At 65.8% G+C, this 11,649-nt stretch carries 14 protein-coding genes; 8 read left to right on the top strand and 6 right to left on the bottom strand.

Annotated elements, in window-relative coordinates:
* Positions 1-35: 35 nt before the first annotated feature.
* A complete protein-coding gene (locus ROSELON_RS03830) occupies positions 36-1,286 on the bottom strand; it encodes an RsmB/NOP family class I SAM-dependent RNA methyltransferase (protein ID WP_038650887.1) in 1,251 nt (416 codons plus the stop codon).
* 183 nt (positions 1,287-1,469) lie between these two features.
* Here ROSELON_RS03830 and ROSELON_RS03825 point away from each other — a divergent pair, with 183 nt between their 5' ends.
* Complete coding sequence (locus ROSELON_RS03825; RefSeq protein WP_025311112.1) at positions 1,470-1,664, top strand: DUF1674 domain-containing protein; 195 nt, start codon at positions 1,470-1,472, stop codon at positions 1,662-1,664.
* Between the two features lie 31 nt (positions 1,665-1,695).
* On the opposite strand, the gene ROSELON_RS03820 is transcribed toward ROSELON_RS03825, so the two are convergent.
* Both ROSELON_RS03820 and dapB read right to left on the bottom strand, forming a co-directional pair.
* Positions 1,696-2,076, bottom strand: coding sequence for a hypothetical protein (locus ROSELON_RS03820; protein WP_025311111.1), 381 nt, complete (start codon positions 2,074-2,076; stop codon positions 1,696-1,698).
* Positions 2,077-2,139: 63 nt separating this feature from the next.
* Positions 2,140-2,952 carry a 4-hydroxy-tetrahydrodipicolinate reductase gene (gene dapB, locus ROSELON_RS03815; protein WP_025311110.1) on the bottom strand — a complete coding sequence of 271 codons (813 nt, stop codon included), beginning with the start codon at positions 2,950-2,952 and terminating at the stop codon, positions 2,140-2,142.
* Positions 2,953-3,063: 111 nt separating this feature from the next.
* Here dapB and rbfA point away from each other — a divergent pair, with 111 nt between their 5' ends.
* The 5 genes from rbfA to ROSELON_RS03790 are packed head-to-tail and all read left to right on the top strand — an operon-like array spanning position 3,064 to position 6,636.
* The gene (gene rbfA / locus ROSELON_RS03810) at positions 3,064-3,495 is read left to right on the top strand and encodes a 30S ribosome-binding factor RbfA (RefSeq protein ID WP_025311109.1); all 432 of its coding nucleotides are present in this window, start codon (positions 3,064-3,066) and stop codon (positions 3,493-3,495) included.
* Entirely contained in the window at positions 3,492-4,235 is a 744-nt protein-coding gene (locus ROSELON_RS03805) for a phosphodiester glycosidase family protein (RefSeq protein WP_025311108.1), read from the top strand. Before rbfA ends, ROSELON_RS03805 begins: the two co-directional genes overlap by 4 nt.
* A gap of 33 nt (positions 4,236-4,268) precedes the next feature.
* Positions 4,269-5,174, top strand: a complete 906-nt coding sequence (gene truB, locus ROSELON_RS03800) for a tRNA pseudouridine(55) synthase TruB (RefSeq protein ID WP_025311107.1) — start codon at positions 4,269-4,271, stop codon at positions 5,172-5,174.
* A gap of 51 nt (positions 5,175-5,225) precedes the next feature.
* Positions 5,226-5,750, top strand: a complete 525-nt coding sequence (locus ROSELON_RS03795) for a DUF1643 domain-containing protein (protein WP_025311106.1) — start codon at positions 5,226-5,228, stop codon at positions 5,748-5,750.
* Positions 5,740-6,636, top strand: a complete 897-nt coding sequence (locus ROSELON_RS03790) for an alpha/beta fold hydrolase (RefSeq protein ID WP_025311105.1) — start codon at positions 5,740-5,742, stop codon at positions 6,634-6,636. Before ROSELON_RS03795 ends, ROSELON_RS03790 begins: the two co-directional genes overlap by 11 nt.
* Here ROSELON_RS03790 and ROSELON_RS03785 read toward each other — a convergent pair.
* Positions 6,633-8,198: a calcium-binding protein gene (locus tag ROSELON_RS03785; RefSeq protein ID WP_156945787.1), complete on the bottom strand. Its 1,566-nt coding sequence runs from the start codon at positions 8,196-8,198 to the stop codon at positions 6,633-6,635. The genes ROSELON_RS03790 and ROSELON_RS03785 overlap by 4 nt on opposite strands.
* Before the next feature lie 421 nt (positions 8,199-8,619).
* Between ROSELON_RS03785 and rpsO the strand changes: the two genes are divergently transcribed.
* Positions 8,620-8,889, top strand: a complete 270-nt coding sequence (gene rpsO / locus ROSELON_RS03780) for a 30S ribosomal protein S15 (protein ID WP_025311103.1) — start codon at positions 8,620-8,622, stop codon at positions 8,887-8,889.
* A 71-nt stretch (positions 8,890-8,960) separates the two neighbouring features.
* On the opposite strand, the gene ROSELON_RS03775 is transcribed toward rpsO, so the two are convergent.
* On the bottom strand, positions 8,961-9,278 hold the full coding sequence (locus ROSELON_RS03775; RefSeq protein WP_025311102.1) for a P-II family nitrogen regulator: 318 nt from the start codon (positions 9,276-9,278) through the stop codon (positions 8,961-8,963).
* Positions 9,279-9,289: 11 nt separating this feature from the next.
* Positions 9,290-10,342 carry a sodium-dependent bicarbonate transport family permease gene (locus ROSELON_RS03770; protein ID WP_025311101.1) on the bottom strand — a complete coding sequence of 351 codons (1,053 nt, stop codon included), beginning with the start codon at positions 10,340-10,342 and terminating at the stop codon, positions 9,290-9,292.
* A gap of 210 nt (positions 10,343-10,552) precedes the next feature.
* On the opposite strand from ROSELON_RS03770, the gene ROSELON_RS03765 reads away from it, so the two are divergent.
* On the top strand, positions 10,553-11,527 hold the full coding sequence (locus ROSELON_RS03765) for an NAD(P)H-binding protein (protein WP_025311100.1): 975 nt from the start codon (positions 10,553-10,555) through the stop codon (positions 11,525-11,527).
* Positions 11,528-11,649 lie beyond the last annotated feature (122 nt).

Raw genomic sequence — 11,649 nt, 5'->3', positions numbered from 1 at the left:
CGTTCCCGGCAGGATACAGATGGCGACGGGCAGAGTCACGCCGTCGACGCATCCCGTGTGAGGCAAGCCATGTAGAACCCGTCAAGGCCCCCGTGCTCGGGCCAGAGATCGGGGCGCAGGCGCAGCCCGCCCTCGGGGCTGGCCCAATCCGGCGCGCCGCCGAGTGTCTGGGGGTCTAGCGGAACGATCGACAGATCGTCGTGCCGTTTGAGGGCCGCGCCCACCTGATGCTCGCCTTCGACCGGCAAGAGAGAACAGGTGCAATAGACAAGCTTGCCACCCGGCGCGAGCAGCCTCAGCGCATGGTCGAGCAGGCGCATCTGCAACCGCGTCAGCGGTTCGACCTCGGTCCAGCTTTTGACAAAGGGCAGGTCGGGATGGCGTCGCAAGGTGCCGCTGGCCGTACAGGGGGCATCGAGCAGGATCGCCTCGTAGGGGCCGCCGTGATGGTCCAAGGCATCCGAAACGACGATCTCGGCCGACAGCCCGGTGCGCACGAGGTTCTGCCGCAGGCGGTCAAGTCGGGTGTCCGACAGATCCAGCGCGGTGACCTGCGCGCCTGCCGCCGCCAGTTGCAATGTCTTGCCGCCGGGCGCGGCGCACATGTCCAGTACCGTCTGCCCCGCCACATCGCCCAACAGGCGCGCGGGCAGGGCGGCGGCGGCATCCTGGACCCACCAGGCGCCGGCGGAAAAACCGGGCAGGGCGCTGACCTGCCCCGTCGCGTTCAGCCGCAAGCTGCCGGTGGGCAAGCGCTTGGCATTGGGGATGTCGACATCCGGGGCCTTGCCGGTGATGTCGATCGCGGCGCCGCGTTCATGGGCGGCCTCGATGGCGCGCAAAACCTCCGTGCCCCAGCGTTTCTTGATCGGCCCGCCGATCCAGCCCGGCAGCCGTTGCGGGGTATGGCCCTGCCACAGCGCATCGCCCCCTTCGGACACGCGCCGCAGCACCGCGTTGACCAGGCCGGCGCCCCGTTCCGTCCGGCGGCCTGTGCGCGCCAGGGCGACCATCGCGTTGACGACGCCATGGGGTTCTTCGCCGGCGATCAGCAATTCGGCGGTTCCGAGGCGCAACAAGGCGTTCACGGCCGGCTGCGGTTTGCGCTCGACGAACCGGGCGATGACCGCGTCCAAAGGCTCCAGGTGGCGCAGGACCATCAGGCTCAGCCGCGTGGCGCGGGCCGCTTCGGGTGGGGTCAGGCCGGGGTCTTGCGGCAGGTGTGCCAGCATCCGCTTCCGGCGCAGCACCTGATCGAGGATCGACAGGGCGGCCTGCCGCGCCACGAGGCTGCGATCAGGTGATTGGGGGGCGTGTTTTGCCAGACGGCGGCCCGGCTTGGGGCGCTTCCCCGCGCCCTTTCTTGTCTTGCCGCGCCCTTCGGTCGCCATGGTGATGCTCGCGCTTGTTCTGAAAGGCTCAAGGCGTATATCACCCCGTACAGTCACACAAGCCGGAGTGCCGTGCCCATGGTGGACGCCCCCTCTGATCACGACAAACAACCCGACCTGCCGCCGGCCGCGCAACGCGCGCTGGCCGAGGCCGAGGCACGGCGCAAGAAGGCCAAGGCGCTGGACCTGCCCACCGAACTGGGCGGCCGCGATGGCCCCGAGCCCGTGCGCTACGGCGATTGGGAGAAGAAGGGCCTGGCCATCGACTTCTGACGCGAGATGCACGCCGCTTGGAAGCGCGCGCTCACCTTAGCGTCAGGTCCGCGAAGTCACCCGTTCCCTGATCCGAGGTGAAGCGCAACGTGCGCCCCGACAATTCGACCTGCTGGCAGTTGAAGCCCAGATCCTCGTCGCCGAAAAACAGGTCACGGCAGAAATAGCTGCCATCCCAATTCCACGCACCCGATACAGCTGTGCCAAAGGCGCGGCCAGTGATCCGCCCGTCCGGGGTAACCGTCAGGCGAATGCCGAGGCGGCGCAGTTCGCGCCCCTCGATGAGGCTGACGAAACTGTCCCGGCTGGTCAGGGTGGTGAATTCCTCGGCCGAGGCGGGCGCGGTCGGCCCGATCAGGCCCAGCAAAAGCCCGGCAAAGGCGGATGGCAATATGGCGGTGCGGCGCGGCATGGCCCCATCTCCCTGTTCGGTGGTCGCGTTCCGATCAGGGAAATAGCGGGCCGGCGCGCCCGATCAAGCCAGGCCCAGAACACTCGCCATCGAGAAATGGCCCGGACCCTTGCCTTGTCCCCACAGGGCCGCCTTGAGCGCGCCGCGCGCGAAAATCGCCCTGTCGCTGGCCACATGCCGCAGGACGATCCGTTCCCCCGCCCCCGCGAAAATCACGTCATGTTCCCCGACGATGTCGCCGCCCCGGATGGCCGAGAACCCGATATGCCCGTCGGTTCGCGCCCCGGTGATGCCGTCGCGGCCCCGGTCCGAATGCGACGCAAGCTCGATGCCCCGGCCTGCGGCGGCGGCCTCGCCCAGCATCAGCGCGGTGCCCGAGGGGGCGTCGACCTTGTGCTTGTGATGCGCCTCGACGATCTCGATATCGAAATCCTCGTCCAGGGCGGCGGCGACCTGTTGCGCCAGACGCGTCAGCAGGTTGACCCCAAGGCTCATGTTCCCGGCGCGAATGATCGTGGCATGGCGCGCGGCGGCGTCCAGCGCGGCGATATCCTGATCGCTGAAGCCGGTCGTCCCGATGACATGGATGCACCGCGCCTGCGCGGTCAGCGCGGCATGGGCCAGCGTCGCCTCGGGCGTGGTGAAATCGATGATCGCCTGGGCCTTCACGATCAGATCCAGCGGATCACCGTAAACCGGCACGCCCATGGGCGGACGGCCAAGCGCCTCGCCAAGGTCATGACCGATCCAGTCGTGTCCGGGCCGTTCGGTGACGCCGATCAGGTCGGCCTTGTCGCTGTCGAGGATCGTATCGATCAGCATGCGGCCCATGCGGCCCGACGCGCCCATCACAGCTATCTTCAGTTTTTCGCCCATGCCGACCTCCGTTGCTTATGGCAATGTCCTAGCGGATGGCCGCTCGGGCGAAAAGGCGTCGCTTGCGACCGGGGGCATGATGGCCTACCTGCGACAGGTAAGGAGAGCGTCATGGGCAAGAACAGGCATCACGAGGGCAGCGGCCCGTCGCAACGGCAACTCAGGGTCGGGGAACTGATCCGGCGGACGCTGTCCGACGTGCTGATGCGCGGCGACGTACACGACCCCGAGCTGAACCGCATGTCGATCACGGTGGGCGAGGTGCGCACATCCCCCGATCTCAAGATCGCGACGGTGTATGTCATGCCGCTGGGCGGTGCAGGCCGCGCCGAGGCGATCGACGCGCTCAAGCGCAATCGCGGCGAGTTGCGCCGTCAGTTGATGCGCGACATGACGTTGAAATACGCCCCCGATCTGCGGTTCCTCATCGACGAAACCTTCGACCAGATGGACGAGACGCGCAGACTGTTTTCCGATGAGACGGTGCGCCGCGACGTCGAGGCCCGGCATGCGGAGGACGAAACGGGGGAGGGGGGCGCATGATCCGCGAGGTCATGCTGTCGGCCTTGCTTGCCGCGACCCCGGCCGCAGGCCAGACATGCGAGCGCGTCCAGTTTGACGGGGCGCCCTTTACCGCCTGTGATGTCGATCTGTCCGATGCCGAACTGCGCCTGTTCCTCAGGGACGATGAGGGCGCCATTCTGGGCACGTTTTCGCGGGTTCAGGACACGCTCGGCGCGGGGGAACGCCTCGGCGTGGCGATGAATGCCGGTATGTTCCACGAAAACCGCGCGCCCGTGGGCCTTTATATCGAGGATGGCGAGCAGGAGATGCGGATCATCACATCGGATGGTCCGGGCAATTTCGGGTTGCTGCCCAATGGCGTGTTGTGTCTGGGCGAGAGGGCGGCCGCCGTGATCGAAAGCCGCGCCTTCGCGGACGATCCCCCCGACTGTCGGCATGCCACCCAATCGGGCCCGATGCTGGTGATCGACGGGGCGCTGCACCCTCGCTTCCTGCGTGACAGCGACAGCCTGAATATCCGCAACGGCGTCGGTGTCAGCGCGGATGGGGACCGCCTCTTCATGGTGATCTCGGACGAGCCGGTGAACTTCCACCATTTCGGGCGGTTCTTTCGCGATCATCTCGGAACGCCGAATGCGCTGTATCTCGATGGGCGCGTCTCGCGCCTGCATGCCCCGGGTATCGGCCGGTCGGATATCGGCTTTCCGGTCGGGCCGATCCTGGGGGTCGTGGTTGACGCGGACACAGGCTCAGAGTAGCAGACCCGCCTTTCGCAAGGCTGAGGGCATGGCATGGCACGCAAGCGCAAGGGACGCGACATTTCCGGCTGGGTTCTGGTGGACAAGCCCGCTGGCGTGACCTCGACCGCGGTCGTGGGCAAGGTCCGGTGGGCGTTCGAGGCCAAGAAGGCCGGGCATGCCGGCACGCTGGATCCCGATGCGACGGGGATGTTGCCCATTGCCCTCGGCGAGGCGACCAAGACCATCCCCTATCTCGGCGACGCGCTGAAAGCCTATGATTTCCTCGTGCGGTGGGGGCGCGCGACGACGACCGACGACGCCGAGGGAGAGGTCATCGAAACCTCTCAGGCCCGCCCGACCGAGGCCGAGATCCACGCGGCGCTGCCCGCCTTCGTTGGCGATATCCGGCAGGTCCCACCGCAGTTCTCGGCGGTCAAGGTTGATGGCGCTCGGGCCTACGACCTTGCCCGCGAGGGCGAGGTCATGGAGCTGGAGTCGCGCGATCTCTATGTCGATGAGCTGAGCCTGACCGCGTGCCCCGACCGCGACCATGCGCGCTTTCATTTCGTGTGCGGCTCGGGCGGCTATGTGCGGTCGATCGCGCGCGATCTTGGGAGCGCCTTGGGCTGCCTCGGACATGTGGTGACCCTGCGCCGCACATGGGTCGGCCCCTTCGATATCGAGGAGGCCGTCGCGCTGTCGCGGATCGAAGAGCTTGCGCGTACGCCCGAGATCGACGCCCTTCTCGCGCCGGTGGCCACCGCACTGGACTACATGCCGGAATTGCGGGCGACCGAGTTGGGGGCGCATCGGTTGAGACACGGCAATCCCGGCCAGGTCTTGCCCGGTGCGGTCGAGTATGGCGATCTGGCCTGGGCCTCGTTCGATGGCCAGCCTGTTGCCGTCGGACGTTTCCGCGCCGGGGAATTGCACCCCGAGCGTGTCTTCAACCTGTAGGGGGGCATCGGGCCCTTTCCCCGGCGGCCGGTGCCGGTCATACATGGCGACATGATCACGCGCGAGTTCCAGAAAGGCGATGCGGCCTCGGTCGCCATCTACTCGGATTGCGAGGCCTATCGCTATGCCCTGACGCGCGTCTGGTCGCCCGAGGGGCGGCGCGCCCTGTTCATCATGCTCAATCCGTCGACAGCGACCGAGGTGCAGAACGATCCGACCGTCGAACGGTGCGAGCGGCGGGCCCGTGCGTTGGGCTTTGGGGCGTTTCGTGTCCTCAATATCTTTGCCTATCGCGCGACGGATCCGCGCGACATGCGGGCGGCTGCTGATCCGGTCGGCCCCGAAAACGACGCCGCCATTCTGGACGGGGTGACATGGGCCGATCAGGTCATCTGCGCCTGGGGCACCCATGGGGCGCATCTGGCCCGCGGCCCTGCGGTCGCGCGGTTGCTGCGGCAGACCGGTATGCCGCTCTATCATCTGGGGCTGTCCAAGCAGGGGCATCCGAAACACCCGCTCTACATCGGCTATGCGGTGCAGCCCCTGTTGTGGGAGGAGATCGCCCATGCCGATTGACGGGTTCACACAATCGCGGATCGAGACGAACGGGATCGGGCTGAGCGTGCATCAGGCCGGGCAGGGCGCGCCGCTGATCCTGCTGCACGGCTATCCGCAGAACCACATGTGTTGGGAAAACCTGGCACCTCGTCTTGCGCGGGACTTTCATGTCATCATTCCCGACTTGCGGGGCTATGGCGACAGCGATGCTCCGCCCGCCGACCCCGAGAACCGCGCCTATTCCAAGCGCGAGATGGCCCGCGACATTGCCGGGCTGATGGATGCGTTGGGTTTGGAAAAGGCACATGTCCTTGGCCATGATCGCGGCGCCCGCGTGACATATCGCCTTGCCCTGGACCATCCGAACCGTGTCGATCGCATCGGGATCATCGAGATCGTGCCGACGGGCGATTTCTGGGCGGCGTGGTCGGCAGATCTTGCGTTGAAAGCCTATCACTGGACATTCCTGGCCCAACCCAGCCCCTTGCCCGAGCGCATGATCCTGTCGGATGGGCCGGGCTATATCGACTGGACCCTGGCCAGTTGGACGCATGCGGGCGATCTGTCGCCGTTTTCCGAGGCCGCGCTATCAGGCTATCGGGCGCAGGCCGCGGACCCCGCGCGCGTGGCGGCGATGTGCAGTGATTACAGGGCCGGGGCGACGGTGGACCGAGCCCTGGACGAGGCCGACCGCGCCGCGGGCCGCACCATCGCGGCCCCGTTGCATTTCGTCTGGTCGGAGCACGGATTTCCCGCGCGCACCGGCGACCCGTTGGGGGTTTGGCGTGGGTGGGCGCCACAGGTGACCGGCCAGGAAATTGCCGGCTCGGGGCATTTCGCGATGGAAGAGGTGCCCGACGCGGTTCTTGCGGCGCTGCTGCCGCATTTCGGATCGCGGGGTTAGGCGGTCTCGAGATCCAGTTCGCGCAGTTCCACAAGGGAGGGGTCCAGCCCCTGCGCCCCTGTGACCTGCAGCACGATCTGCCCATTCAACAGGATGTCGGCCCCCGTACCGTCGGCGAAATCCACGACCGTGATTTCCGGGTTCGGGGTCAGGTCGGGATCGAAAAGAACCTCGATCACATCCTCGGCGGGGTCGAAATCGCTGACGCTGCCGGCCGCATCGCCCTCGCCGATATAGTCGCCCGAGGCGAAGATGTCCGCGCCTTCGCCGCCGCTGGCCAGATCGCCCGCCCCCAGCACCAGGATGTCGTCGCCATCCCCGCCCGAGAGCGTATCGCCGTCATCTTCATCCGTCGGTCCAAAGGTGCCATGCCCGTTCGAGAAGGTGCCATCGATCCGGTCGTTCCCGTCCCCGCCCGAGAGGCTGTCGGCCCCGAAGCCGCCTTGCAGGAAGTCGTCGCCCCCGCCGCCCGACAGCGTATCATCGCCATCGCCGCCGAACAGCAAGTCGCCATCCGCGCCGCCAGAGACACTGTCATTGCCGTCGCCCCCGGACAGGAAATCGGAGCCCTCGCCGCCCAGGACGGTATCGTCGCCTTCGTCGCCATAGACCTCGTCGTTGCCGGCCTCGCCCGAGACGTAGTCATCGCCTTCATTTCCGAAGAGTGCGTCGTTTTCCGTGCCGCCATCCAGGATGTCGTCACCCGGCCCGCCGGTGATGGCGTCTTCTCCGCCCTCGCCGAACAGGCTGTCGATGCCTTCGCGGCCGCGCAAAAGGTCGTCGCCGGTGCCGCCATTCAACAGGTCGTCACCGGCATAGCCGTCGATCGTGTCGTCGCCCGACCCGCCGGCCAGGGTGTCGTCCTCGGGCGTACCTTCGACCAGGCTACCGCCCTCAGACGGATCTTCCGGCGCGCCCTCGGCCGGGCCGGTCATCACCACGTCCACGATGCCGGGGTCCAGAACCGAGACCCCCTGGAGGACAGTCACCGGCACGCCATTGGCCAGGACAAGCGTGTTTCCGGGGTCGCTTTCGACATCCATGGCAATCTCGGGCGCTTCAGCCTCTTCGCCCGGGAAATCGAGGATCAGCTGGTCGGTGCCCGGTTCGAAATCGGACACGCTGGCAATGCTCTCGCCATTGGTCAGTTCGGTCGATGTGAAGACCTCGAAGATATCGGCCCCTTCGCCGCCGCTGGCGACATCGGACATGTCCAACACGAGGTGATCATCACCCTCGCCGCCATCGAGTGTGTCGGTCCCTTCGCCGCCGTCGATCGTATCGTCGCCCTCGCCGCCCATGATCATGTCGTCGCCGAACAGGCCTAGGATTTCTTCGTCTGCTTCGGTGCCGTAAAGATCGTCGTCATCCAGGGTGCCGAACAACAGGTCAGCCAGCCCACTCCCTTCGCCTTCGCCGGGGTCGAGCGAGGTTTCCTCGTCATCCGCTCCGAGGTCTTCGGAGTTCTGATCCTTGTCATCGTCGTCGCTGTCTGCGCCGACGAACCCGGTCGCAGCGACGCCCATGAGCAGCAGGGCCAATAATCCTCCGGCGGCAAGCATGGTCTCAGTCCTCGCATGGTGAACATCATCTGACAACTTTCCCCCCGACCAATCGATCGCGGGGCGCACGCCGTTCTGACAATGCTCACCGGGTTATTCCGGTCATCGCGGGCCATGGCCCCGACCGGCATACCGCCGGAGATGGACAGGACCTTCACCCGAAAAGATTTCACAGTCCTGAACCATGGTCGGTGATCTAGGCGCAATTGTGCCGAAAATTCGCCGTTCCTGTAGCTTGTGGTCAAGCTGCAACAGACAAGTTGGTTAATCGGTGGCCCGCGCGCCGGGCTTGGGCTATGCAAGCGCGAGGAATTCGATTAACAGCCCCTTTCCATGTTGCCCGACCGGGCGGCTGATTCCCTCCACGGGCCCTGCTGGACGACATCCCGGCTTGTGCCATGATCCCGAAAAGGAGCCCCCGATGTCGATTACCGCAGAAGAAAAAACCCGCCTGATGAAGGAATATGCCACCAAGGACGGCGACACCGGGTCGCCCGAGGTTCAGGTGGCCATTCTGACCAGCCGGATTTCCACGCTGACCGAGCATTTCAAGACCCACAAGAAGGACAACCATTCGCGCCGGGGTCTTCTCAAGCTGGTCGCGCAGCGCCGCAAGCTGCTGGACTACCTCAAGGGCAAGGACGAAGCCCGGTATCAGGACCTGATCCAGCGTCTCGGCATTCGCCGCTGATCGGCGCAGATCGTCACGCATTGGCGCCCGCCGGATCCCGCGCGGGCGCCTTTTCTTTGTTCGGCTGATGCTCAGACCTCGAACTTGTGCCGCCGCAGGATTTCCACCGGCTCCACATAGGCGATCCCCGAATAGTGTTGGAAATATTTCGTCGCCACGGCGGTGATGATCTCTTCGGCGGTCTTGCGGTCGGCGACGATCGACTCGATTTTCACGTTCGACATTACGCCGCTTATTCCCGGGCGGCTTGCGCTGCGCTTGCCCCGGCTGCCCTTGCCGCCGGCATCGACATGCGTGTAGCCCGTTGCGCCGCCTTGCTCGATCAGGGCGGTCACCCCGTCCAGGATCGTGCGTTCTGTGATGATCACCAATTTGGTCGCGTCATACATGGTCGCCTCCCTCACACTCCGATGGTCATGTTTGCCAGCGCGATCCACAGCGGGATCGACAGGATCGCGACCGGCGTGCCCAGCCCGGTGGATGTGCCTACGTAGGCCGAGGGGTTCGCCTCGGGCAAGGCGCCGCGCAGGGTCGGGGGGCCGGAAATGTCGGAACTGGAGGCCGCCATCACGGCCAGCAGCACGACGCCGCCGCCGGAAAACCCCGTGAGCTGATGCACGATCAGCCCCGCGCCGAACCCCAGTGCGCCATGGGCAAGGGGGGCCAGCAGGCCATAGGCGATGTAGGCATGGGCCACCTGTCGCAATTCCGACAGCCGCGACCAGGCCTCCATCCCCATGATCAGCATCAGGATCGACAGAAGCCCGCGGAACAACACGTCATAGAAATTCTCGTAAACGCTGTCGGGCCGCGCAAGGATGCCGAGGGCCAGACCCAGCAGAAGGGCCGAGATGGCCGCGCTGCGGAAGGTCTCGGACAGGATGCCGCGGATCATTTCGCCATTGTCGCTGCCGGGTTTGCCGACCGCCACCGCACCACCGGGCTGCGCGGTGGTTTCCGCCGCCGCCTTGCGCTCGGCGCTCAGCCGCGCAAGCAGGATCGCCGTGACAAGGGCTGCGATATCCATGAACGGGTAGAGCGCGCCGATGAACCCCTCATAGGCGATCCCTTCTTCGTCCAGCATCGCCATGCCCGCCGCGAGGGTCGAGGCCGACACCGCCCCGAAGAGGCCCGCGGTGGCCATGCCGTCCATCGATGACACGCCGCGCAACCGTGCCAGCGTTCCCGACCCCAAAAGGACAATCGCGATCCCCACCAGGGCCGCGCCCACCGCAGGGATGGCAAGGTCGATGAAGTTTGCCTCTCGGATCGAGATGCCGGCCCCGAGGCCGACCTTCATGAGCAGCAGGAACACGATGAACTTGTAGACGGGTTCGGGGATTTCGAGCTTTGAACCGAACGCCGCAAGCGCCATCCCGCCGATCAGGAAGGCGAGGGTGGGTTTTTGCATCTGCGCGATCAGGCCCGAGACGATATCGACGATGATTTCCATTTCGCTCTCCCTTGGGGCTGGGTGACCGACGATCTAATGAGGACGCCGAGGAACATAAAATATAAATAATTCCGACTTACGTTCTATTTTTTAGATGAAGACGATCCGGCAAGACGCCGAAATGCCGGATGCACGGGTTTCTTGTGGGCGCGTCACGGGCGCGACCCGATGGACGGTTGCGCGGCCTTCGCCTGTGCCTAGTGTGGCGCCATGATTGATACGCAGACATGTCCGGGGCACCGCGTCCTGCTGGTCGGCGGCACGGGCACCATCGGGCGTGCCACCGCGTCGGCGCTGATGGCGGCAGGCCATGATGTCACCGCTCTGGTGCGGCCGGGGGCCGATGCCACGGGACTGCCCGCCTGCACCGTGGTCGAGGGGGCCGTGACCGACAGCGACGACAGGCGCCGGACCCTGGCGCGTGGTTTCGACGCGGTGGTGTCGTGTCTGGCCTCGCGGACCGGGGCGCCCAAGGATGCCTGGGCCATCGACTACAAGGCCCATTCCGACCTGCTGGCCGATGCGCAGGTTGCGGGGATCGGACAGTTCGTCTTGCTGTCGGCCATCTGTGTGCAAAAACCGCTGCTGGCGTTTCAACAGGCAAAACTGGCCTTCGAGGAGGAATTGCGCGCATCCGGGCTGACCTGGTCGATCGTCCGGCCTACGGCGTTCTTCAAATCGCTCTCCGGCCAGATCGACAGGCTCAAGGCGGGCAAGCCTTTTCTCGTTTTCGGGAACGGAGAACTCACCGCCTGCAAACCGATCAGTGACGCCGACCTTGGCCGCTATGTCGCGCGCTGCCTGAGCGATCCCGACCTGCAGAACCGTATCTTGCCGATCGGCGGTCCGGGGCCGGCCCTGACCCCGCTCGATCAGGCGCAGATGCTGTTCGACCTGATGGGGCAGAAGCCCAGTGTCCGTCACGTCTCGCCACGCGTGTTGGATGGCATCATCGCGGTGCTGGGGCTGGCCGGTCGCGTTTCCGGAAAGGCCGCTGAAAAGGCGGAACTCGCGCGTATCGGGCGCTACTACGCGACCGAGTCGATGCTGGTGCTTGATCCTGCGACGGGGCGCTACGACGCGGACGCCACCCCGGAATTCGGCGAAGACACGCTATACGCGCATTACCAAAAGCTTTTGCGCGGTGAGGTTGCCGACGACCGTGGGGCCCACGCGGTGTTCTGAGGCCGGCGCCAAACGGACAATCCCCTTTCAAATGGGGCCCATCTGCTGTATGGCCCCCGCATCTGAGACGTGACGCTTTGACCCCGGCGCATGGCATGATGAGGGGGTCGGCGGCAATGGGG

The organism is Roseibacterium elongatum DSM 19469, assembly GCF_000590925.1.
Classification (GTDB): Bacteria; Pseudomonadota; Alphaproteobacteria; order Rhodobacterales; family Rhodobacteraceae; genus Roseibacterium; species Roseibacterium elongatum.
The sequence above is the reverse complement of the archived record's forward strand: the minus strand, read 5'-3'. Positions and strand labels throughout refer to the sequence as shown.